The sequence below is a fragment of the Autumnicola lenta genome (genome assembly GCF_031846515.1).
Lineage (GTDB): Bacteria > Bacteroidota > Bacteroidia > Flavobacteriales > Flavobacteriaceae > Autumnicola > Autumnicola lenta.
On the sequence record NZ_JAVRHO010000001.1, the window covers coordinates 203,957 to 227,977 of the forward strand.

25 protein-coding genes and 1 tRNA gene are annotated in these 24,021 nt (G+C 38.8%); 17 read left to right on the forward strand and 9 right to left on the reverse strand.

The window, feature by feature from the left end:
• Positions 1-76 precede the first annotated feature (76 nt).
• Positions 77-2,512 (forward strand): DUF349 domain-containing protein, encoded by a 2,436-nt coding sequence (locus RM545_RS00850; protein ID WP_311493370.1) that lies wholly within the window; start codon positions 77-79, stop codon positions 2,510-2,512.
• A 74-nt stretch (positions 2,513-2,586) separates the two neighbouring features.
• Here RM545_RS00850 and mazG read toward each other — a convergent pair whose 3' ends face one another.
• The 5 genes from mazG to RM545_RS00875 form a co-directional block, all read right to left on the reverse strand.
• Positions 2,587-3,360, reverse strand: a complete 774-nt coding sequence (gene mazG, locus RM545_RS00855) for a nucleoside triphosphate pyrophosphohydrolase (protein ID WP_311493371.1) — start codon at positions 3,358-3,360, stop codon at positions 2,587-2,589.
• 109 nt (positions 3,361-3,469) lie between these two features.
• The gene (locus RM545_RS00860) at positions 3,470-3,892 is read right to left on the reverse strand and encodes a lipocalin-like domain-containing protein (protein ID WP_311493372.1); all 423 of its coding nucleotides are present in this window, start codon (positions 3,890-3,892) and stop codon (positions 3,470-3,472) included.
• A 306-nt stretch (positions 3,893-4,198) separates the two neighbouring features.
• A tRNA-His gene (locus tag RM545_RS00865) sits at positions 4,199-4,274 on the reverse strand.
• Positions 4,275-4,335: 61 nt separating this feature from the next.
• Positions 4,336-5,052 carry a bacillithiol biosynthesis deacetylase BshB1 gene (gene bshB1, locus RM545_RS00870; RefSeq protein WP_311493373.1) on the reverse strand — a complete coding sequence of 239 codons (717 nt, stop codon included), beginning with the start codon at positions 5,050-5,052 and terminating at the stop codon, positions 4,336-4,338.
• 67 nt (positions 5,053-5,119) lie between these two features.
• Entirely contained in the window at positions 5,120-6,274 is a 1,155-nt protein-coding gene (locus tag RM545_RS00875; RefSeq protein ID WP_311493374.1) for a trans-sulfuration enzyme family protein, read from the reverse strand.
• Between the two features lie 261 nt (positions 6,275-6,535).
• Between RM545_RS00875 and RM545_RS00880 the strand changes: the two genes are divergently transcribed.
• Positions 6,536-7,504: a YfaP family protein gene (locus RM545_RS00880; protein WP_311493375.1), complete on the forward strand. Its 969-nt coding sequence runs from the start codon at positions 6,536-6,538 to the stop codon at positions 7,502-7,504.
• Positions 7,505-7,702: 198 nt separating this feature from the next.
• Entirely contained in the window at positions 7,703-8,080 is a 378-nt protein-coding gene (locus tag RM545_RS00885; RefSeq protein WP_311493445.1) for a PH domain-containing protein, read from the forward strand.
• Positions 8,081-8,164: 84 nt separating this feature from the next.
• On the opposite strand, the gene RM545_RS00890 is transcribed toward RM545_RS00885, so the two are convergent.
• Both RM545_RS00890 and treF read right to left on the reverse strand, forming a co-directional pair.
• Complete coding sequence (locus RM545_RS00890; protein WP_311493376.1) at positions 8,165-8,533, reverse strand: DUF1622 domain-containing protein; 369 nt, start codon at positions 8,531-8,533, stop codon at positions 8,165-8,167.
• A gap of 56 nt (positions 8,534-8,589) precedes the next feature.
• Entirely contained in the window at positions 8,590-10,200 is a 1,611-nt protein-coding gene (gene treF / locus RM545_RS00895) for an alpha,alpha-trehalase TreF (protein ID WP_311493377.1), read from the reverse strand.
• Between the two features lie 129 nt (positions 10,201-10,329).
• On the opposite strand from treF, the gene RM545_RS00900 reads away from it, so the two are divergent.
• Both RM545_RS00900 and RM545_RS00905 read left to right on the forward strand, forming a co-directional pair.
• A complete protein-coding gene (locus tag RM545_RS00900) occupies positions 10,330-10,788 on the forward strand; it encodes a GNAT family N-acetyltransferase (RefSeq protein WP_311493378.1) in 459 nt (152 codons plus the stop codon).
• Between the two features lie 149 nt (positions 10,789-10,937).
• The gene (locus tag RM545_RS00905; protein WP_311493379.1) at positions 10,938-11,738 is read left to right on the forward strand and encodes an MBL fold metallo-hydrolase; all 801 of its coding nucleotides are present in this window, start codon (positions 10,938-10,940) and stop codon (positions 11,736-11,738) included.
• Positions 11,739-11,839: 101 nt separating this feature from the next.
• On the opposite strand, the gene RM545_RS00910 is transcribed toward RM545_RS00905, so the two are convergent.
• On the reverse strand, positions 11,840-12,172 hold the full coding sequence (locus RM545_RS00910; protein WP_311493380.1) for a hypothetical protein: 333 nt from the start codon (positions 12,170-12,172) through the stop codon (positions 11,840-11,842).
• Positions 12,173-12,415: 243 nt separating this feature from the next.
• Positions 12,416-13,609 (reverse strand): ADP-forming succinate--CoA ligase subunit beta, encoded by a 1,194-nt coding sequence (sucC, locus tag RM545_RS00915; RefSeq protein ID WP_311493381.1) that lies wholly within the window; start codon positions 13,607-13,609, stop codon positions 12,416-12,418.
• A 248-nt stretch (positions 13,610-13,857) separates the two neighbouring features.
• Here sucC and RM545_RS00920 point away from each other — a divergent pair, with 248 nt between their 5' ends.
• From RM545_RS00920 to RM545_RS00975, 12 genes are all read left to right on the forward strand, one after another.
• The gene (locus tag RM545_RS00920) at positions 13,858-15,030 is read left to right on the forward strand and encodes an MFS transporter (RefSeq protein WP_311493382.1); all 1,173 of its coding nucleotides are present in this window, start codon (positions 13,858-13,860) and stop codon (positions 15,028-15,030) included.
• A gap of 97 nt (positions 15,031-15,127) precedes the next feature.
• Positions 15,128-16,360 (forward strand): diaminopimelate decarboxylase, encoded by a 1,233-nt coding sequence (lysA, locus tag RM545_RS00925; protein ID WP_311493383.1) that lies wholly within the window; start codon positions 15,128-15,130, stop codon positions 16,358-16,360.
• 237 nt (positions 16,361-16,597) lie between these two features.
• Complete coding sequence (locus tag RM545_RS00930; protein WP_311493384.1) at positions 16,598-16,840, forward strand: hypothetical protein; 243 nt, start codon at positions 16,598-16,600, stop codon at positions 16,838-16,840.
• Entirely contained in the window at positions 16,831-17,151 is a 321-nt protein-coding gene (locus tag RM545_RS00935; protein ID WP_311493385.1) for a type II toxin-antitoxin system RelE/ParE family toxin, read from the forward strand. The genes RM545_RS00930 and RM545_RS00935 overlap by 10 nt, the downstream gene beginning before the upstream one ends.
• Before the next feature lie 383 nt (positions 17,152-17,534).
• Positions 17,535-18,431, forward strand: a complete 897-nt coding sequence (locus RM545_RS00940) for a CHAD domain-containing protein (RefSeq protein ID WP_311493386.1) — start codon at positions 17,535-17,537, stop codon at positions 18,429-18,431.
• Between the two features lie 15 nt (positions 18,432-18,446).
• Positions 18,447-19,001, forward strand: a complete 555-nt coding sequence (locus RM545_RS00945; protein ID WP_311493388.1) for a 2'-5' RNA ligase family protein — start codon at positions 18,447-18,449, stop codon at positions 18,999-19,001.
• 83 nt (positions 19,002-19,084) lie between these two features.
• Complete coding sequence (locus RM545_RS00950) at positions 19,085-19,864, forward strand: NIPSNAP family protein (RefSeq protein WP_311493389.1); 780 nt, start codon at positions 19,085-19,087, stop codon at positions 19,862-19,864.
• Between the two features lie 16 nt (positions 19,865-19,880).
• Entirely contained in the window at positions 19,881-20,450 is a 570-nt protein-coding gene (locus RM545_RS00955; RefSeq protein ID WP_311493390.1) for a pentapeptide repeat-containing protein, read from the forward strand.
• Between the two features lie 109 nt (positions 20,451-20,559).
• Positions 20,560-21,180: an NUDIX domain-containing protein gene (locus RM545_RS00960; RefSeq protein ID WP_311493391.1), complete on the forward strand. Its 621-nt coding sequence runs from the start codon at positions 20,560-20,562 to the stop codon at positions 21,178-21,180.
• A gap of 77 nt (positions 21,181-21,257) precedes the next feature.
• Positions 21,258-22,343 (forward strand): AI-2E family transporter, encoded by a 1,086-nt coding sequence (locus RM545_RS00965; RefSeq protein WP_311493392.1) that lies wholly within the window; start codon positions 21,258-21,260, stop codon positions 22,341-22,343.
• A gap of 81 nt (positions 22,344-22,424) precedes the next feature.
• Complete coding sequence (locus RM545_RS00970; protein WP_311493393.1) at positions 22,425-23,312, forward strand: cation diffusion facilitator family transporter; 888 nt, start codon at positions 22,425-22,427, stop codon at positions 23,310-23,312.
• Positions 23,313-23,517: 205 nt separating this feature from the next.
• The gene (locus tag RM545_RS00975) at positions 23,518-23,874 is read left to right on the forward strand and encodes a hypothetical protein (protein ID WP_311493394.1); all 357 of its coding nucleotides are present in this window, start codon (positions 23,518-23,520) and stop codon (positions 23,872-23,874) included.
• The last annotated feature ends 147 nt before the right edge of the window (positions 23,875-24,021 follow it).

Consider the following 24,021-nt stretch of genomic DNA (forward strand, 5'->3'; position numbering starts at 1 on the left):
CAATCCCTTGCCCAATTTTAGGGGAGTTGTTATCTTTCAGGCATAAACTTTACGACGAACGTTAACACTGAACGATATGTCTCACGAAGAAAATGATAAGGAAAATAAAAACCTTTCCGGCGTTAATCCTAATGCTTCTGAAAATACCAATTCAGAAAAAGGAGCTATGAAGGAAAGTGAAAGTAAGGCAGCAGAAGAAAGCACTGATGAAAATTCATTTTCTGAACCTGTTGAGAATACAGAAAAAGCTCAGCCTGCTGGAAATGGCAATTCTAACGCGCCTGCTTCAGCTAAAGACAAATCCACTGCGGCATCTTCAGCTTCCGAAGAAGAAAATGAAGAGAACGAGAATGACACGGCAGATGCTATCGTACAGGAAAATATGAAGCAGGAAGACGTAACTGCTGCGAACCCTACTTTTGACAGTAATAAAGAAGAGGAGCAGTCGAAAAGCCTGGAGGAGAAGATAAACACTGCAAAGCCGGACGCGATTGAGGCAGACCCCGCTTCAGAAGAAGAAAAACGTGCTGCAGCTTCTAAAGTTTCAGAACTTGAAAAAGGCAAGGATTCTGACAATGATTCTGCAGATGCCTTTGTTCAGGAAAACAAAAAACAGCAAGATTTATCTGCTAAAAACAGGAACAGCGAGACTGAGCACGATGAAGATATGGAGGGAGATGTAGCCGGTGCAATGGTGAATGAAAACCGAAAGACTTTTAAAAGTCACCAGGAAGACGTTGATGAAGCAGTCGCTGAAGACAGCGAGGATGAAAGTGCAGTTGAAAGACACGATATTGAGAAGAAAGATTACCATTCCATGAGTAAGGAACAGCTGACGGACGAACTGGAAGCTTTACTGAAAAAGGAAAAGGTGCAGGCAATTAAAGATCACGTTACTGAAATAAGAGCGGAGTTTAATGCTAAGTTTGATGAAGAGCTGGAAGAGAAGAAAGAAGAGTTTCTTGCAGATGGCGGTAATATTATTGACTTCCACTACTCCACTCCACTCAAGAAAAGGTTTAATGATCTTTACTTTGATTACAAGGAGAAAAGAAATCTTTACTATAAAAAACTTAAGCAGGACCTCAATCAAAATCTGAATAAGCGTCTTGAAATTATCGAGGAGCTCAAAGGGCTTATCGATGTTGAAGAAAATATTAACACCACCTATAAACATTTTAAGGATTTACAGGATCGATGGAGGTTGGCGGGTGCAATCCCCCGTGATCGTTACAATAATGTCTGGAATACTTACCATCACCACGTAGAGAATTTTTATGATTTCCTCCATCTAAACAGAGAATTCAGAGACTTAGATTTTAAACACAACCTGGAGCAAAAACTCAAAGTTATAGATCGCGCAGAAGAGCTGGCAGAAGAGGAAGATGTTAACCGCGCCTTTCGTGAACTACAAATGCTTCACAAAATGTGGAAAGAAGAGCTGGGGCCTGTCGGAAAGGAATACCGGGAAGATATTTGGGAAAGGTTTAGTGATGCGACCAAAAAAATACACGATAAGCGACAGCAGTACTTTAATAACCTAGATGAGGTTTATGAAAAGAACTGGATTAAAAAACAGGAAATCATAGGTAAGATCCGGGAAATTGCTGAAGAGGATTATAACAGCCATAACAAATGGCAACAAAAGATCAAGGAACTTGAGGCTTTAAGAGAAGAATTCTTTAAAGCCGGAAAAGTTCCAAGAGCTAAAAATGAAGAAACCTGGACCGAATTTAAACAGAGCGTTCGCAAATTTAACCGGAACAAAAACAACTTCTACAAAAACCTAAAAAAGCAGCAGTACGACAATCTTGAGAAAAAGCGTGAGCTTATAAAAATTGCAGATGATAATAAAGACAGTGACGATTTCAAAACTGTCACTCCCTTAATGAAGAAAATCCAGGCAGACTGGAAAAAGATTGGACATGTTCCCAGAAAAGACAGTGATAAAGTCTGGAAACAGTTTAAGGCTGCATGCAACCATTATTTTGACAGACTACATGCCAGTAAAAACGAAGAAAACAAAGAAGAAACCGAAGCTTTTGAACAGAAAAAAGATATCCTGGACAAATTAAAAGCTCTTGAATTTACAGGCAAAAAAGAAGATGACCTGGCAAAAATAAAGGAATATATTGCCGCATGGAAAAACGTTGGTAAAGTGCCTTACAGCAAGCGTTTTATTGAAGGGAAATTCAATAAAGTCTTAGATCAGTTATTCGGAAAACTTGATGTGAACCGTACTAAAGCTGAAATGATGAAGTACGAGAACAAGATCCAGGCGCTAAATGATGAAGATGACGAGAAAAAAATCAGAAATGAGCATTATTTCTTAACGAAGAAAATTGAAGAAACCACTGCCGAAATTAGACAGCTCGAGAACAACCTTCAGTTCTTTTCTAATGTAGATGAAGATAACCCACTGGTACAGGACGTACACAAGAATATTAATGACCACAAAGCACAGTTGGAAGTCTGGAAAAAGAAGTTACAAAAAGTGAAGTCCTTGTACTAGGTTATAAAATGGAAAGTGAAGAGTGAAGAGTAAAAATTATCGACTCTTCACTCTCCACCCTTTACTGCTCCGCACTAAAGCTTTTTAGCTTCATTCCAGAAAAGGTCCATCTCAGCCAACGTCATATCTTTTAATGCTTTATCGTTTTCCTTTGCTTTTTCTTCGAGGTACTGAAAACGCTTAATAAACTTTTTATTAGTTCTTTCCAGGGCATTTTCCGGATTGACCTTGAGGAAGCGGGCGTAATTGATCATCGAGAACAAAACATCACCAAATTCCGCTTCTATTTCGTCTCTGTTATCAGAATTTACTTCGTGCTGAAGTTCTCCCAGCTCCTCCTGAAGCTTTTCAAATACTTGTTGCGGTTCTTCCCAATCAAATCCAACTCCGGCTACTTTATCCTGTATCCGGTTAGCCTTGACCATGGCCGGCAGGGAACGGGGAACACCTTCCAGCACACTTTTTTTTCCTTCTTTCAGCTTCAGGTTTTCCCAGTTCTTCTTCACCTCTTCTTCATCAGCTACTTTTACATCCCCATAAATATGCGGATGCCGGGAAATGAGTTTCTCGCAAATTGAATTAGAAACATCGGCAATATCAAAATCATTAGTCTCACTTCCAATTTTTGCGTAAAACACAAGGTGTAGCAAAACATCTCCCAGTTCTTTCTTTATCTCATCCATGTCCTTATCCAGAATGGCGTCACCCAGCTCATAGGTTTCTTCTATGGTGAGGTGTCGCAGCGATTCCATCGTCTGTTTACGATCCCACGGGCATTTTTCCCGTAGTTCATCCATAATATCCAGAAGGCGCTCGAAGGCCTTTAATTGCTCCTCTCTTGAATTCATTGTGTTTCTTCAGTTTTTCCAAAAATACAAGATAAAAGAAAGAGACGCTAAAGAAGATAAGGTGAATAATTGCCAGAGAACTTAAAAACTAAGGTAGATTAATTCCGAATCAGATTTTTTTGTACTTATACAAACAGGCCTCGATGCAACCAATGCCGCTTAGAATAAGTGTTTCCTCTGTAAGTGAATGCACTGCCAGATTCCAAACATCAGCTTGTCCTTCCTCCAAATCTTCGCAAGTGTAAGTTAGCGTCAGATTATCATCGGCTACTGTATATTCTCCCTCTGCACAATTCTCATTGTTATCTGAAGTAAAAGTTCCTTCCTGAGTAAAAGTATAAGAGCTTCCATCCTCTACAGGCTGCCACGAAGTTTCTCCACCAGGACTTACATAGGTTTCTGAAAGTTTCCACGTACCTACAAGATTGGTAGTGGTTAAATCCAAAACTTTTAACTGTTCTTCATCATCAGATTCACATCCGGAAAAAAGTAAAACAAAGGCTAACGCAGTTAATTGAAGAAATAGTTTCATAATTTATCGTTTAATAATAGATACAATTTCCACTAGAAGGTTGCGTGCGGTAAAGGTATTTCTATTAAAATTTTATAAAACATATAGAACGCCGCGCTTAAAGAAATAGAGAGAAGAAGAAATTACTGAGTGGATAATTGTCATTTTGAAGGCATGACCCTTTACAATCTTTTAGATCCGGGTTTTACAGGAGCTTTAAAAAACTAATCAAACAGTGTATTGTAAATCAAATCGAGTTGTTTATGGCTCCTTTTACTCCGGATTTGGGCAAAAAAAAGCTCCTTAGTTTCCTAAGGAGCCTCTAAAGGGTGGAAGACCGGGTTCGAACCGGCGACCTCCTGAACCACAATCAGGCGCTCTAACCAGCTGAGCTACAACCACCATTTTAATTGCGGTTGCAAATGTAAGTTATTTCTATAATTTCCCAAAGAAAAAATTATTATTTATATCAGGTCAAATACCGAATCTACGGCTACATGCCGCTCTACGATAAAGCCTTCAGCATGTTCTTTATTAATAAGTCTGCCTAAGTCCCTTGCCCGATAAGTAATACTCTCCAAAAAGTTACTACTGGAAATAGGCGTCTGCGGCTCTTTACTTTCCGCATCAAAAAACTGAGTTTTATAGGCCTTGACAGCTGCCATTTTTATATCCATATAACCCGAAATATCCACCACAAAATCAGGCTCCAGATTCTTCCATTGGATATAGTGAAAAACATGTTTTGGGCGCCAGGCTTCCTGCTTTACTTTTTCATGATAAGTTTCAATTTTTCTTAAGCCGCTTAAAAAACATGCGTCACTTACCAATTTTGCTCCTTTCCCGTGATCGATATGGCGATCTTCCACGGAATTGCAAAGCACTATTTCAGGTTTATATTTCCTTAGGATTTTAATGATTTCCAGCTGGTGTGAAGTATTGTTTACAAAAAAACCATCACTGAATTCCAGGTTATGACGCATTTTTACACCAAGTATTTTCGCTGCATCTGCTGCTTCTTTGTCACGTGTTTCTGCAGTACCGCGCGTACCCAGTTCTCCCCTTGTCAAATCCAGGATCCCTACTTTTTTCCCCCGGTCTACTTCTTTTGCTATAGTTCCTGAACAACTAAGCTCCACATCGTCTGGATGTGATCCTACAGCCAATATATCTAATTTCATTTTTTCTTTTTACTTTTCGCCAATACCGATTGAATCCGAAATAACCTTCAATTACTTTCTGCTTTTCCTAAGCTCTCACTGCTTCAATGGCTTGTTTAATATCCTCTATAAGATCTTCTTTTTCTTCAATGCCTACTGAAAATCGCAGTAATCCGTCTCTTATTCCCTGTTTCTCCCTTTCTTCCGGAGATAGTAATCCATGGGAAGTTTTGGATGGAGACAAAATCGTTGACTCGACACCGGCAAGGCTCATTGAGGATTTGATCAGCTTCAGTTTCTTCTGAAATAAATCTGCATTCAACTCTTCATTTAGTTCAAAAGAAAGCATTCCGCCAAAACCTTTCATTTGAGCAGCCGCAACCTTGTAATCTGGATGAGATTGCAAGCCGGGATAATAAACCCTTGCCACATCTTCATTTTTATCCAGAAATTCTGCCAATTCCTGTGCGTTTTCGTTTTGCGCCTTAACGCGAAGCCCCATGGTTTTTAAACTTCTTTCCAGGAGCCAAACTGTATAGTCACTCAGACTGCCACCAAAATTTTTGGCTAGTTGAAACACTTTGTCGATATGTTCTTCCGAAGAAATTACAGTACCGGCGAGAATATCACTATGCCCTCCCATATATTTAGTTGCGGAGTGGATCACGATATCAATACCAAAATCTATAGGATTTTGATTTACCGGTGAGGCAAACGTATTATCGATCATACTTACCAGCCCATGTTTTCTGGCAATTTTCGCTATAGCTTCTATATTTGTAACTGTGAGCAGCGGATTAGAAGGAGTTTCAATGTATATCACCTTCGTATTATCTTTTATCTCCTTCTCAAAAGATTCAGGACTATAATCTTCTGTAAACGTATATTCTATCCCAAATTTGTCAAATTCTTCCACTACCAGGTTGCTCGTCCCTCCGTACAGCGTGTTCTGGAGTACCACATGATCTCCATTATGTAAAAAAGCCATCATTGAAGTACTCACTGCAGCCATTCCGCTACCAAAAATAAGCGCAGCTTCACCATGTTCCAAAGCTGCCATTTTCTGGGCCAGGGCAACCTGGTTTGGCGTGTTAAAATAGCGCGGATAACGCTTAACTTCAACATCTTCAAAAGCATAAGAAGTGGACATGTAAAGAGGGGAAACTGCTCCCTTAAACTGTTCGTCCTTTAGTTCACCCACGTGGGTACAGATGGTATTAATACCTTTGTATTTCTTCATCATATTCCGATTATTATAACCCTATTTTTAATTTTTTTCTAAAGTAAAAAGAATAATTTAAAAAGAGCTTTGGTTAACACTTGTTTCCTTTCTCCAAAATTAGTCAATGTTGAAAGCTTTAAGAACATACCTGAGCTCATTTCTAAATATACCTAAAACTGGGTATTGTGTCCTGCACACTTTCAGGGTACTTTTATTTATACAGTTTAAGAAAAACCAACTAGTAAAATGATCTTTAACACTAACCAATCAATTCCTTTTTTTATGAAAAACAAATTACTATTATTACTGTGCCTTCCGGCGTTCATCTTCACGATTTCCTGTAGTGAGGCTGACAAAGAGGAAGAAGAAAATTCCGAAATCCAAATAACCGATGCTACTTCTTTAAGCAAAGCTCTTGAAGTAGAAGGCGGAACAAGAAAAACAGGAGATATCCCATACCCTGGTAACGGCGAATACGGAGGTGAGCTAGAGGTTCAGACCACAAGTGTAATCGTGACTCCTAATTCTGAATTCAACTTTACTGCAAGAGCAAAAGGTGAAGCAGGAATTCTCTTTCTAAAGGTTGACGGCACCGATGAATATTTTGAAATTCCCTACTCCCGCGATGATAATGATAACCTGAGAATGTCCTCGGACCCAAAAGTGGCCCGGCGAGCAATGAAACGCATGGCAACTTCTAAGGAAACAGAAGTAAACTGGTGTAGGCCTAATCCTCCAATAAGATTAACAGCTCACGCATTGATACCAAATACTATCAGCCAGGAAGCAACGGTGCAGACCTTTGAAATGCCTATGCAGGGCGCGCCCGTAGATTTCAGCAATCTACAGCTATGGTCTCCACCCCAAAAGGTACAGATAAGAGCAGTTCCTACAGGAACAGGAAATGTCACCATTACCCTTACCTGGGATCAGGACAACTCAGACGTGGACCTTTGGCTGGAAGAGCCGGACGGGAATAAAATTTATTATGCTAATCAGGCTTCTGAAACCGGAGGATTTCTTGATTACGACAACGTAGAAGGCTTTGGCCCCGAAAACATTTTTTATCCCGAAGGATCAACTTTGTTAAGTGGTGAATACACTGTTAAAGTCCATTATTATTCCGACTATTTTTCTACCGGACCAATTAATTGGGTAGTAGTTGTACAAAATGGTAGTAGCATAAATACACACCGCGGCACACTTGAACAGGAAGATGAAGTTGACGTTGTAACCAGCTTTACAAAATAAATACTCTTCTTTTCTTTAAAAACTTTAGCTTGATTATTTAGAATGGATTAGGACATCAGTTGACTCCGAATTGGAACAGCTGATGTTCTTTTTTGTTGGCACCATAACCGTTCTATTCTTGAAAAAACATTGTAGGGAAGTTCCTAATTTCATCAAATTAGAATATACTTGTATACCAAATTAATTACTGCTGTAGATATGAGTATACTTTCTTCCCTCTTAGGAAATGCCGGTGCGATTGATAAAGATCAACTTCAGGCAGATTACGGTAAACTTTTAATTCCTTCTGAAACTCTTGAAGCAGGATTCAAAATCATTAGAGACACCTTTATTTTCACCAACAAAAGATTAATTATTATTGATGTGCAGGGATTAACGGGTAGAAAAATTGAATATTTTTCTGTAATTTATAAAAGTATTTCCAGGTTTAGTGTAGAAACTGCAGGAAGTTTTGACCTGGATGCAGAATTAAAAATCTGGATTTCAGGAGAACAGACACCTTCCATTTCAAAACGTTTTAACAAAAAAGTGGACATTTATGAAGTTCAGAAATTGTTAGCTGAATTCACGCTGTAGATTTTACAAAACGCAATTATCACTTTTAGAATCAGGATGTGCTTTAGAAATTAGAATTGATTTTAATTTGAAGAAGACATCCTTTTATTCATCCCGATCAAGCCTTTTCTCATGGCTTTCTCTTTGCCAGGGAAATTTACCTTCAATTTCCAGTTCAATAGAAAAACTAAGGAAGGTTCTAATTAGTACAATTACACCAAGAGCGAGGACTCTATCCATAGTAGGCTCTGTCACTACAGTAGCAATTATATCTCCCGCTACAAGTATTTCCAGTCCCAGAAGAATTCCTTTACCTAATTCCTGTCTTAGCAGCCGGTAAGAACGTGGTTTGGTTCCCTGTATAGAAAAGAGAAATCTGCCAAGGGCAATTGAAGTCCAAATCACAATAGTGAGTATACCCGCTACTTCTATAAATTTTGCTGTGTATTCTATATAAACTTGTAGCTCTTCCATAATTACTAAATGCTGCTTTTTTCTTAAAGTTATAAATTAATTATTAAACCGGACCACTACTTTTCACCAGATAACCTTTGGTATACGCCATTGGTCCATCCAAAACCGTCCTGTGTAGGATATTCTCCCCCGCCACTTTTCTTTGTTAGGTCTTCTACGTTATATTTTTCCAGCATCTTATAAGTGCGGGCATAAACAGCTTCATTAATCCCCAGCCAGCGATTTCTAATTTTATTTGCCAATGCCTCCTTTCCATAATTTCTTAGGCCCTTAATACTAATCCATTGTAAGGGCGCCCATCCATTTGGAGCATCCCACTGCTCCCCGGTGTGACTAAGTGTGCTCACTACACCTCCTGATTTCAGAAAATCACTCTGAATTTTTTCTGCTACTTCGCCGGCCTTCCCGGGGGCTGCAACCTCAAAAAAGAGCGGATAAACTCCTGCGAGTGATACTACTTCAGTATTCTTATTTCTTCTGAAGTTATAATCCATATAGAATTCTTTTTGACTATTCCAGCAGTATTTATCTAGAAGTTTCTTTCTCCTTTGCTGTTTATTTCTAAATTCTTCAGCTTCAAAAGTATTGCCGGAAAGTTGATATGCTTTAGCAATTGTTCCTTCCAGGTTATACAACAATGAATTAAGATCTACCGGAATGATGTCTGTCGTATAAATTGTATAGAGACTAAAATCGCCTGAAGCATCTGCATCCAGCCATCTGCTGGAATAATCCCAAGCGGACTCTGCGCCGGCCCTCAAATCTCTATAGACTTCCTCTTTGGTTAACTCAGGAAAAGCGGCTACGGCCTCTTCAGCCGTTTCAATATCTTCACGATAGCTTTCGGGTCTTGGCTCGGGATTATCATCCCAATACCTGTTCAGGATTTCTCCTTCAGCAATCTGAACCACACGACGATGGGCAGGATTCTCCTGACTCAAATTTTCCACACCGGCCATCCAGAAATTATACTCCTTCTGCATTTCCTCGAGATATTCCAAGTAAACCTCATCTCCTTCCTCTTCAGCCAAAACCTCGACCATCATTGCAAAAAATGGCGGTTGAGATCTACCAAGGTAATAGGTTCTGTTTCCGTTCGGAATAAATCCGTAAGTGTTAATCAGGTATGCAAAATTATCCACCATATTCCGGATGGTCTCTGTCTCTCCATCTTCCTGTAGTCCCAACATCGTGAAATAACTATCCCAGTAATATATTTCCCTAAATCTCCCGCCGGGCACGATGTATGGATTGGGCAAAGGTATAAGTGTACCGGAAATTTGTTCATCTGCAGGGCGTTTTAAAACTTTCCACAACTTTTTTATGTGCTGATTAATTGACGAAGAATCTGACTTATAAATATCAGTGTCTCCCGGAATTTCAAAATTAGATTTTACAAATGCTGAAATTGAGTTTACAGATTTATCATCCAGCTTACGATATTCTTCTCTAATCTCCTCTACATCCTTTTTTGGTATGGCATCTACAAAAGCTTTGCTATCGGGAAAGATTTCTTTGGTTTGCACGTCATAAAAAAGCTCTCCGTAAAGTTCCTCCGGCGGCAGAATCATAATTTCGTCCTGCTGTTCTGTTGAAACTGCAGAACAGGACGAAAGGAAAATGACCATTAAAGAATAAAGGAGGCCAATGTGCTTTGCTTTATACATAAAAGAAGGATTTTCAGCTTAAATTAAAAATTTTAATCCTGAACCACAGCTATGTATAGAATAGAAGTTGAAAATTAACTTTTCAGAAATAAGTAATTCCTAAATTTGTCCGAAAAATTGCAATCAATAATGGAAATACTCACCTATGCTCCTCAATATGCCGAAAACTTTAAAAATTTAAACCTCGCATGGCTGGAACGACTGTTCTCTGTAGAACCACATGATGAAGAAGTGCTGGGAAATCCCGATAAATACATTATCCAACCCGGAGGCAACATTTTCTTCGTAAAAGACGCCGGTAAGATTATCGCTACCGTGGCTTTGATGAAAATGAAGAAAGGAGTTTATGAACTCACTAAAATGGCCGTCGCACCAGAATATCAGGGAAAGAAGATTGGGCAAAAACTGATGGAACATACGCTGAAATTTGCCAAAAATCAGCATTGGGATCATCTTATTATATATTCCAGTCGCAAACTTGAAAACGCCCTTTACATCTATAAAAAGTACGGTTTTGAGGAGATTCCCATAGAGGAAAACAACCCATATGCACGTGGAGACATTAAATTAAAGCTGAACCTTTCTTAAATCTTTATTAAACGAAAACCCATTCAATATCAGGTTGCGTAAATTTATACCTAATCTGCTGTTATGCAGCGCATGCAGCTATAATGCTAATAATTGTCATTTTTTGATACTCTTTTTAAGTTCAATAAATTACATTTAAACTTCAAATTATGAAAAGAATATTTACACTTCTAACGCTTGCTATTTTACTTGTCTCCTGTAAAAATGAACAAAAAGAGCAGGCAGAAAATGATGTCACAGAAATGACAGGAACCACCGTAGAGGAGGAAATGGATTCTGTTTCAATAGACATTGAACCCATTTCTCATGCTACTGCAGTGTTTAAATGGGGTGACGCAGTATTTTATACAGATCCTGTTGGTGGAGCTGAAGCATTTAGCGATGCTGAAGAGCCTGACTTTATTTTAATAACAGACATTCATGGAGATCATATGGATGCCGAAACCCTGCAGGCGATGGAACTGGACGATAGCCTTAAAATTATAGTTCCACAGGCGGTAAAAGATCAATTACCTGCGGAAATGAGCGATCGGCTTGTTGTAATGAACAACGGAGAAAGCATGGCGCATATGGGATTTACTATTGAAGCTGTGCCGATGTACAATTTACCTGAAGCTGAAGACGCCATGCACGTGAAAGGCCGCGGAAATGGTTACGTGTTGGAAAAAGATGGTACACGTCTTTATATTTCTGGTGATACTGAAGATATTCCGGAAATGAGAAATCTACAGAATATTGATGTAGCGCTGGTTTCGATGAATTTACCATACACAATGCCGGTAGATCAGGCTGCGGAAGGAGTTTTGGCATTTGCTCCAGATAAGGTTTACCCTTACCACTACAGAGGACAGGACGGACTGGCAGACGTTGAAAAGTTTAAAGAACTGGTCAACCAGGAAAATGAAGATATTGAAGTAGTTCTTGCGGATTGGTATCCGGAGAGGGAATAACCTACAGATCAAAATTCTCAAAAAAAGAAAAAAGCTGACCAAATTGGTCAGCTTTTTTTGTGTAATAACGTTTTTTGACTGAAATAAATAGATGAATGATGTTAAGCTTTTATTTTAACAGGTATTACAATCTTATCAAAGTCGGTGTCCATGGAAGATTTAATCTTTTTGTAGTTAAGCCTGCTCCTAATATAAGCTTTCACATTTTCGTTCTTGCAATCAATGAACAATACCACCAATTCTTTGTCATCGTTTACCATAAAAAGCACCCTGGTGACAATATCTTCCTCTAATTCCAGGTTGTGATCTTTTAAGAGCTCCTGGATTTCCACTTTTACAGCGTTAGGATCTTCTGTGACCGTTTTGGCATTTACGGTCAACACACTGCCAATGCAAAATAGAAACATCAGCATTAAAACATGAATTCTTTTCATAATAAATAAATTTAAAGGTTATACTTAAAAGACTGATACTTAACCTTCGCTGTTACAAAAAGAAAATTACTTTAATATATTTTTAACTTTTGACCAGATTTTGTTGATCCTGGTAATTCAGGTTTATGAGGATAGTCTTTTATCAGTCTTAAAAGAAACTGTACCGGATGACGGGGAAAGGGCAAATAAAAAAGGCTGCCCGTTTTGGACAGCCTTCAGTAATCTTAAGCTTAAGCTCTTTATTTAAGAAAGTACTTCCTGTACTTTATCTGCAGCTTCCTGGAATTGTACAGCGCTGTGCACTCCAAGTCCGCTCTCATCTATTAATTTTTTGGCAACATCTGCATTAGTTCCCTGTAACCTTACGATAATTGGCACATTTATAGCGTCACCCATATTTTTATAAGCATCTACAATACCTTGTGCAACACGATCACAACGTACAATTCCACCAAAGATATTTACAAGTATAGCTTCTACCTTATCATCCTTAAGTATAAGACGAAAAGCCTCTTCTACCCTTTTAGCATCTGCAGTACCTCCAACGTCAAGGAAGTTAGCCGGTTCACCACCTGCCTGCTTAATAAGATCCATTGTTGCCATTGCAAGTCCGGCTCCGTTTACCATACACCCTACGTTTCCATCAAGGGCTACATAGTTTAGTCCGACTTTTTTAGCTTCAACTTCAGTAGAATTTTCTTCACGTATATCACGCATTTCAGCATAATCCTTGTGACGGAAAAGTGCATTGTCGTCCAAAGTTACCTTTGCATCAACAGCCATAATTTTATCGTCACTGGTTTTTAAAACCGGATTGATTTCAAAAAGCGAAGAATCAGATTTATCAAAAGCAGTATAAAGAGAGCTTACAAATTTAACCATCTCTTTAAAAGCTGTACCACTAAGACCAAGATTAAAAGCTATTCTACGTGCCTGAAATCCTAAAAGTCCAACAGAAGGATCTATTTCTTCCGTAAAAATTAAATGCGGAGTTTCTTCAGCAACAGTTTCAATATCCATTCCACCTTCAGTAGAATACATGATCATGTTACGACCTGTAGAACGATTTAACAATACAGACATATAATATTCCTCTGGCTCGTTTTCCCCCGGATAATATACATCTTCAGCAACAAGTACCTGGTGTACCTTTTTACCTTCAGCACTCGTTTGCGGAGTTACCAGGTCCATCCCGATAATGTTTCGTGCAATTTCCTCAACCTCTTTAAGGTTTTTGGCAAGTTTCACCCCACCACCTTTACCACGTCCACCGGCGTGAACCTGTGCTTTAATTACGTGCCAGCCAGTCCCGGTCTGTTCGGTTAATTCTTTTGCAGCATTCACTGCCTCCTGCGCATTGTGAGCAACAATCCCTCTTTGGATTCGAACTCCGAAGCTATTCAGTATTTCCTTTCCTTGATATTCGTGTATATTCATAATCAGGTATTTCTTCTGTATTATTTATGGTTCACAAAAGTAACAAATACAATAGTATTGTACCAATCTTTTTTGATTAACTCATAACCGCTCAAAAGTTTCTTAAAGAACAAAGCCACTACTCACCTCTAATTATATGGCATATATTTTAAGCACCCCCCATCAACTATATGGTTATCGTAACTTTCTCTGTCTATTTTGTTCTAATCAGGAATTCTCCCGTATTTTTGCGCTTTTAACTTTCTTGCATGAATAAAGCATTATTAGCTCTGGCAATTGGAGGATTTGGTATTGGAATGACCGAGTTTGTGATTATGGGAATCCTTCCGGATGTCGCCACTGCTCTTAATATCACAATTCCACAGGCAGGGCATTTCATCTCGGCTTATGCTCTTGGGGTTGTTGTTGGCGCTCCGTTGCTCACCGGAATAGGATCAAAATGGCCTGCACATAAAGTTTTAATGTTGCTTATGGTTTGGTTTACGGTTTTTAACACCCTTTCTGCCTTTGCCAATTCTTATCACTTACTACTTATTTCCCGCTTTTTATCTGGTTTACCTCACGGTGCTTTCTTCGGAATTGGAGCCGTAGTTGCAGGGCAACTTGCAAAGCCGGGGAAATCTGCACGGGCCATAGCCACAATGTTTACCGGGCTTACCGTTGCCAACGTCGTGGGAGTACCTTTCGGAACGTATTTAGGACATAACTATAGCTGGAACGTCTCGTTTATGGCTGTGGGTGTAGTCGGAGTTTTGGCAGTTCTGAGCATTAAATTCTGGATGCCGGAATTATCCCGTCCTTCCAACAACGGAATTATAAAAGATCTGAAGGTTTTAAAAAGACTGGAACTGTGGATGGTAATATTACTTACTACCGTGGGAACCGGCGGATTTTTTGCCTGGTACAGCTATATAGCCCCGCTAATCACTGAAGTTGCAGGTCACCCGGAAAGTATAGTAAGTTACGCCATGATTCTTGCGGGGCTTGGTATGGTGCTGGGTAACCTGATTGGCGCTAAACTTGCTGAAAAATTTTCTCCTATATATTCTGTCTTAATCAGTCTCGCTTTAATGGTGATCGTACTTATTGCCAATACTTATCTGGCTTCAGATAAAATTGCAGTACTCGTGATGACCTTCATCATCGCAACGGTAGCGTTTACGCTTTCCACTCCTATTCAGATGGCGGTGATAAATTCAGCTAAAGGATCAGAAATGCTGGGATCTTCCTTAAATCAGAGTGCTTTTAATATGGGAAATGCTTCCGGAGCTTATCTTGCAGGATTGCCAATCGCCTATGGTTATGGGTTTACCTCTGCAGACTGGGTTGGAGCCGGAATGGCAGGGGCAGGTATTTTTATTGCCATGGGAGTAATCTGGATTAGAAAAAGGAATACACAAAGAGTAGCGCTGCAGACCTGATTTATATAACAAATTTACTGAATTGGTTATTTTTCAAATTCCGTTTGCCGAAAATCCAATTTCTCCTGTATTTTTGCCACCTCATAATTCAGAACAAATGAACAATCAAGACCTCTTAGCTGTAGCCGAAGAATTTGGAAGTCCGGTTTATGTATACGATGCTGAAAAAATCATCTCACAGTACAACCGCTTAACCAGTGCTTTTAATGTAGAAAAACTGCGCATACATTATGCGGTAAAGGCGCTATCCAATATTTCTATTCTGAAGCTTCTCAACTCTCTTGGCTGCGGACTCGATACGGTGTCCATCCAGGAAGTAAAATTAGGTCTTGAAGCCGGTGTGGATCCTTCCCGGATCATCTATACACCAAACGGCGTTTCTCTGGAAGAAATCGAAAAGGTTGCCGCTCTGGGAGCGCAGATAAACATCGATAATTTATCCATTTTAGAACAATTCGGGACGAGACATCCTGAAACTCCTGTTTGTATCAGGATAAATCCGCATGTGATGGCGGGAGGTAATTCCAAAATTTCTGTTGGCCATATTGACTCAAAATTTGGCATTTCCATACATCAAATGCCGCACCTGCTTAGGATTGTAGAAAATACCGGAATGAACATCAACGGCATCCACATGCATACAGGAAGTGACATTCTGGACATCGGCGTATTTTTACACGCTTCAGAAATTCTTTTTGATGCCGCCAGGAATTTCAAAGACCTCGAATTTCTTGATTTTGGCAGCGGCTTCAAAGTGCCTTACAAAGAAGGGGATATCGAAACAGATATTGAAGATCTTGGCGCACAACTTACCTCAAAATTTGAAGCATTCTGCAAAGAATACGGCCGGGAACTTACTTTAGCCTTCGAGCCGGGAAAATATTTAGTAAGCGAAGCCGGAAAATTCCTTGCTCGCGTTAACGTTATTAAACAAACAACCTCAACCGTATTTGCAGGAATCGATACAGGTTTCAACCACCTTATCCGCCCCATGTTTTATGGATCGCATCATCATATCGCCAATATTTCAAATCCTGAAGGGAAAGAACGTTTTTATTCTGTGGTAGGATATATTTGCGAAACAGACACATTTGCCAGCAACAGGCGCATTTCTGAAATTACCGAAGGTGATATTCTCGCCTTTAGCAATGCCGGGGCATATAGCTATTCTATGGCCAGCAATTTTAACTCAAGATATCGCCCGGCAGAAGTTTTGTGGTACAAAGGCGAAGCACATTTAATAAGAAAAAGGGAAACCTTTGACGATCTTATAAAACACCAGGTTCCCGTAGATCTTGTCATTAATGTAGAAAGTGCACAGTCTTCATAAGCCATGAATCAAACTGCAGGTCGATAATTGGCATTTTGGAGCAGTCTCCTTTTTTCTTCTTTTACCTCCTGCAAGGTTTGAGAAACCTTGTAGGTTTATTTACTTGCCATACCTACAAGGTTCAAAAAAACCTTGCAGGACATTTTTTTCACCTTCATTTCCAGTTAATCAAGATAAATTTTTAGTTCAGCACAAAATGATAAAATTAGAATTTGTATTTTTGATAAAAGCTGAAACATGAATTTAGAGGCTAGAAAAATAGAATTTATTCAGGATTTTTTGGAACTCCAAAGCGAGCAAGCTATTGCCAGGTTTGAAAACCTCTTAAAGAAAGAGCAAAAGTTGTCAGGAAATAAAGAATTTTCCCCTATGACTGTAAAGGAGTTTAATAAAAGAATTGATGAATCCATGAAAGATTCTAAAGAAGGAAAGTTTACCGAGGTACATGATTTATTAGCTGACATTGAAAAATGGAGCTAAAAATATTCTGGACCGATTTCGCAAAAAATGAACTTCAAAAAAACTTTAAGTATTTAAAAGAAAACGCCAGTCTCAGAGTTGCAAGAAACGAAACCAGAAAAATAGTCACAGAAACACTTCGACTTCTAAAGCAACCGGAAATTGGACAAATTGAAGAATTATTAGCGGACAGTAAACTGAAATTCAGGTATTTAGTTCATCAGACTTATAAGATTATTTATTGGATAAACATAGATAAAAATCAGATCGAAATTGTAGATATTTTCGATACCCAGCAATATCCAACAAAAATAAGAAGATCAAAACAGTAACCAATTGACCACACTGTTACTTTAATTGTGGCGAGTCAAAACACCAGGTTCCCGTAGATCTTGACATTAATGTGGAAAGTGCACAGTCTTTATAAGCCATGGATCAAACTGCAGGTCGATAATTGGCATTTTAGAGCAGTCTCTTTTTTTTCTTTTACCTCCTGCAAGGTTTGAGAAACCTTGTAGGTGTATTTACTTGCCATACCTACAAGGTTCAAAAAACCTTGCAGGAACATATAAATTGTAAATAAATTCTGTTTTCTGTAATTTCTTCTGAAGTTTTATTGAAAAAGCGTTTCTTTCACCCGAAAGACCTTCAGTTTTAATAAAATCCTAACCTTTTTCTTTGCTGCTATTCTGTATCTTAAGGAAAAAATCGGGAAATGAGCTACAAACTGGAAAAACAGCAAAGCCTTGACGAAAACATTACTAGAATTGCTTCTGAAGAAATAGAGGCCTGCCTTACTTCTCTTAAAAAGGCAGAAATTCATGAAGCGGTCCACGACATTCGCAAACGCCTTAAGAAGCTCCGCGCACTTGCCAGGCTTGTAAGGGACGAGATGGGTGAGAAAAAATATAAAAAAATCAATGTTTACTTTCGGGATCTTGGAAGGGAACTCGCGCCAGTTAGAGACCTTACGGCACACATAGAAACTGTGGATATCCTGAAAGAAAGGTATGGCGATCATGTTTATGTGAAATTTTTTGATAGCATTACACAGGAGTTGGAAAAGGAAAGAGATACGGTGACAGAAGAGCTTCAGGAAAAAGATTTTTTCTCACAACATCTTGTAGAAGAACTGCAGAATGCAAAGGAAAAACTGGAAGAATGGCCGGTAAAATCTTCAGATATTGCAGTTATCCTGCCTAGTCTTAAGAGGGTTTACGAAAAGGGAGCCAATGCCCTGGAAGAGGCTTATGCCAATCCTAATCCGGAAACTTTTCATGAATGGCGAAAAAGGGCAAAATACCTGTGGCATCACAGTGAACTGCTTCAGGACGTTTGGCCGGAACTCTTCAAAACTCTGGAGGCAGAAATTCATCTATTAGCCGATTATCTTGGTGACGACCACGATCTTATGTTGCTGGATGAAAAATTAGTGAATTCCGACTTCAACTTTAAAGATGACAAGCAAAAAGAGATGATCCACGCTTTAATAAAAGAATACAGCGACCATCTAAGGACGAATGCTGAACTGCAGGGAGCACTCATTTATGCTGAAAAACCTAAAGCCTTTAAAAATCGTATAAAAAAGTACCTGAAAATAAACTGGAACTAGAACAACTGCACGAAAATGGCAAAAACGAAGGCTCCGCTTTATTTTATCGCTCTTGTTCCTGATAATGAACTGGAAAATGAAATACGGAGGTTAAAAGAAGAGATAAAAGAAAAGTACAATTCTGAAAAAGCACTGAGATTACCTGCACATATCACGCTTCAGATTCCGTTTAAGATGGATGGGGAAAATGAAGGCGCTTTAACAGAAGCTTTGCAGGAAATAGCCGATAAAGCCAATGCTTTAAAACTACAATTATCGGGCTTTGGTAATTTTTCGGGCAGGGTAATTTATGTGAATGTATCTAACCCTTCGCCGGTCCTTCAGTTACATAAAAACATTCAGGAGGTTTTAGCTTCAACAATCTATATGGAAGATCGGGAAAAGAGTTTAGATATCCATCCGCATATTACTATTGCCACACGTGATCTTAGCCGGAAAGAATTCAAAAATGCCTGGCCGGAATATAAGAAACGTGAATTTAGTGCTTCTTTTGTGGCCGAAAACCTTACGCTTTTTAAACATAACGGAAAAACATGGGATGTGCTGAAGGAATTCGCTTTAGGAGGGTAGCTTCAACAAAAGAAAAACCGGACTACTTTCTGATTTTACATTTTTTAGAATATCTTAGTGACTCCACCCTTCAAAATTCAGAAATGATCAAAATCATCAAACCTACCGTTGCTTTTTTCCTTTTACTGTTTACGGCAATTACCAATGCACAAGATCAGGAATTTTACCAGCTAAAAATTTACCATTTCGAGGATGAAGCGCAGGTAGAGCGAACAGATGATTATCTAAAAAATGCTTATTTACCTGCTTTAAAAGAAACGGGAATCCAAAATATTGGAGTATTTAAACCGCGCCAGTACGAGGAAAACGACACCATTAAAAAAACTTATGTGCTTATTCCTTTTAATTCGCTGGAACAATGGAAAAATTTAAACCAGGAACTTGGACAGAATCACGACTTTCTTGAGAAAGCTGAGAATTTTATAAATTCGGCTTACGAAGATGCACCATATCTTCGGTTCCAGTCCATCTTATTAAAAGCTTTTGAAGATATGCCGCAAATGCAGGCTTCTGCTTTAGAAGTTCCAAGGGAAGACAGGATTTACGAGTTGCGTAGTTACGAATCTCCAACAGAAACGCTTTTTCAGAATAAGGTGGACATGTTTAATGACGGCGAAGTGGAAATTTTTGATGAACTTGGTTTTAACGCTGTTTTTTATGCGGAAGTAATTTCTGGACCAGATATGCCCAACCTTATGTACATGACCACTTTTCCCAATAAAGAAAGCCGTGACAAGCACTGGGAACAATTTGGCTCATCTGAAGGCTGGCAGGAACTCAGTTCCCGACCTGAATATCCTTCCCACAATGTTTCCCATGCAGATATTCTATTTTTGTATCCAACTGAATATTCAGATTACTAATTCCTGAGTAGCCGTTATGGATGAAAGCTACGCAGCAGATCAGGAGTACGAACGTTTGGATTTCAGAAACGAGAAACCTTTTACTGAATACGAAAATTGCCATTTTAGAGGGTGCGTTCTTTCCAATCTGAATTTAGGAGAAGTTATCTTCTCGGAATGTGAATTTGAAGATTGTGATTTTAGTTCTTCCGCACTAAACGGTACTTCGTTTAGAGACTGTAACTTTAAGAATTGTAAGCTTTTAGGCTTAAGATTTGAAGAATGCAGTGATTTTCTGCTTTCCTTCAGGTTTGAAGCCTGTGATCTCAGTTTTTCTTCATTTTTTCAGCTTAAAATGAAAAAAACAAGGTTTGATAACTGCAAACTGGAGCAGGTAGAGTTTTCCGGAGCAGATTTAACCGGTGCTATCTTCACCAATGCGGACCTGAACAATGCTACTTTCCGAAATTCTATCCTCGAAGGCGCAGATTTCCGAAAATGTGAGAATATCACGATAAATCCTGAAGAGAACAGGCTTAAAAATGCCAAATTTTCACTCGAGAGCTTACCGGGCCTTCTGACCAGATACAATTTAAAAATTTCCTAAAAGTGGTATAAGTTTTATAAAATAAACCTAATGCATTAGAAAGTTTGCAAAGCCTTGCGTAACATTGTTGGCCGTATCCTTCAACAAAAACGAAATAATAAAAACAGGTGTGAGCGAAAAGATAAAAATTAAGAAAACAGAAGTATTATCAAACAGATGGGCTTTATTAAACGAAATAACCTATGATTTCCAGAGAAGGGACGGCTCCTGGGAAATACAGAACAGGGAAGCCTATGACCGGGGTGACGGCGCCTGTATACTTCTATACAACAGGTGCACAAAAAAAGTAATCCTCACCAGGCAATTCCGTTTACCAACTTATCTGAACAACAATCCCGGCGGCATGATGATAGAGGCCTGTGCCGGATTACTGGATAAAGATTATCCGGAAAAATGCGTCATTAAAGAGACTGAAGAGGAAACAGGCTACAGAATTCCCAAAGCGCAAAAAATCTTTGATTCTTATATGTCGCCAGGATCTGTCACAGAACTTATTCATTTCTTTATTGGAGAATATTCAGAAGACATGAAGGTGAGTGAAGGCGGTGGGCTGCAGGAAGAGCAGGAAGATATTGAAGTATTGGAAATGGATTTTGAGGATGCCTATGCTAAAATAGCGAAAGGAGAAATTAAAGACGGCAAAACCATTATGCTCCTGCAGCATATAAAAATTCATAATATCATAAGCGCTCCTGCCAAGACCAAAGTGGTTGAGGAAGAAGAGAGCTAATCCTCTGATGCTGCTTTAACGAATTCTTAAACATGAAGACTTAGTTCTTTTGTATCTTCATAAAAAATCAGATTAAAATGTCCAAAGGCAAAAAGTTTCTCCTGTATCCCACGATAATTGTTGTAGGATTATATTTTTTATTTCTTGGACTTTCAAAGGGGGAAGGCTTTTTATCTCCCTTCATAACTGCCGTTATCCTTTCACTCTTAATGCTCCCTCTGGCCAGAATCATGGAGCGCAAAATTAGCCGGTCTGCGGCATCTTTAATAAGCGCCTTCCTTATTTTTCTTGTTTCTGTTGGATTTCTTGCGTTAGTTTCTTTTCAACTTAAAAACTTCGTAGAGCAGTGGCCGGATATTAAGAAAACCATGAAACCCAAGATTGAGCAGTTAAAGGATTTTGCACAAAAAAACACTCCTTTAAATGAGGAGCAACTTCAGATATCAGATTCTAGAAGTACTTCTAAAAACACTGATATTCCTATTGTAGGAGGTTCTGGAGAAAATTCAGGAAAAAAAGCAGCCAGTTTTCTTGGTACGCTAACGGGAGCCATTGGTAATTACCTACTTACCTTTATTTATATTTTCTTTCTTCTTAACTACAGGCATAAACTGAATGAGTTTATTCTGCATTTATTTCCCGAGGAAAAGCGACAGAAAGTAAAGAAAGTTGTTGGTAAGTGTACGGAAATTGCACCCCAATACCTGGTTGGAAGATTAATGCTTATTGCCTTCCTTGCCATTTTGTACGCTGTAGGTTTAGGAATATCAGGAGTTAATAATTTTGTATTAGTAAGTATTATTGCTGCATTTTTAAGTCTAATCCCTTACATAGGAAATATGATAGGGCTCGCCATGGCCATGGCTTTTGGTTATCTTACCTCGGGAGAAACCGGAGTTCTAATTGGAGTGTTAATTACCTTTGGAATTGCACAATTTCTGGAAAGTTATGTGCTGGAACCTTACGTAGTTGGCGATCGTGTAAATCTCCACCCTTTTGTTGTAATTCTCGTTGTAGTAATTGGCAACTTGATGTGGGGAGTTGTAGGAATGGTATTGGCCATCCCGATTATGGCGATTATCACCGTAATTTTGCTTCATGTCCCTGCTCTAAAACCCTACGGAATTCTACTCAGCAAGGAATCTTTTCCAAAGGATCAATAGCGCAGTTTCTGCTAATATGAGAAGCATTTTTCCTGTTGATTTATGTAACTTGCGCCAAAATTTACTACACTTTTTTGGCAGATGGAAAGCAAAAAACAAGTAGCAATAAGGACTACATATCTCAGTATACTGGGGAATGTTCTGCTGGCCCTTGCCAAAGGTATTACAGGAATATTCGGGAATTCTTATGCTCTTATTGCAGATGCAATAGAATCTACTACAGACGTCTTTTCTTCTGTTTTAGTGCTTTTCGGGATAAGATACTCTACCAAGCCGGCAGACGAAAATCATCCCTACGGCCATGGAAAAGCCGAGCCGCTAATCACCTTTGCAGTAGTCGGATTTTTATTAGTTTCTGCTACCATTATTGCTTATGAAAGCATTATTAACATCCAGACACCGCATAAAATCCCGGAAAAATATACACTTATAGTTCTGGGAATTATTGTAATCATTAAAGAACTTTTTTATCGTTTTGTTTCAAAAAGAAGTGACACTACCAACAGTACTTCCCTTAAAGCCGATGCCTGGCACCACCGCAGCGATGCAATTACTTCCCTTATGGCATTTGTTGGAATTTCCATCGCCGTTTATATGGGCAAAGGTTACGAAACTGCAGATGACTGGGCGGCTTTATTAGCTTCAGGATTTATTGTTTACAATGCGTTTCTGATTTTTCGTCCTGCTCTAAGCGAAATTATGGATGAGCATCTCTATGATGATTTTATTGAAGAGATCAGGACGATTTCAGACTCTGTGGACGGTGTCATAGCTATTGAAAAGTGTTTTGTGAGAAAAGCCGGATTATTTTTCCATATTGATCTTCATCTTATTGTGAAAGGAGATATTACAGTTACTAAAGGTCATGCTATTGCTCATAACCTAAAAAGTGAATTACAGGAAAAATTTCCTGAAATTTCTGATGTGCTTATCCACGTGGAACCAGATCAACAATATGTGTTGAAGTAGCGGGAACTTCAACTCTCTGGCCGAAACAACAGCATTGATTTCATAATTCAGAAGTAACATAAGTCTGTTTTTCTTCATTTCTCTTTTCAGCTTTATGATTATTTGCCGGTTTTCCAGTCAAATTGAGAACTATAACATAATTTAAAATCTTGTTGGGAGAGATACGAAAAAATCTTTGCTATATTAAAAACAAAAAATTATAGTAATGAAAAAGTATATAGTTTCCCTATTGGCAACTCTCTTCCTGGTTTGCAGCTTTTCCTGCAGCGACGACGATGATGCAACTGAAGATATAATGCGATATGACCTTGTCGTCAGGAACGAAACTGAAGAGGAGATTATCATATATGTAAACAATACGACGGATACACGCGGGTTTGTGAACAATGGAATAATTAATACAGGGGAAGAAAAAGTCGTTCATGATCTGGAAGCTGAAGCACCGTATCTTTTAAGAGCTGTAAATAATGGAGAAAATCTTGATGATTTTTTCTTTGAACTTCCTTTTTCATATGATAATTCAGAAGAACACACTGTCATTATTAACTCTCCGCAGCTTTAGAGTTTATCAAAAATTACAGGCTAACAGATGAGATAGCTGTTGTTTGACTTTAATGATATCGTTAGCAAGTGCCCCTGATCTCAACCTTAGATCAGTTGTTTTCCAAAACTGAGGTTAAAAACTTACCTGTAGTAGTAATTTATATTA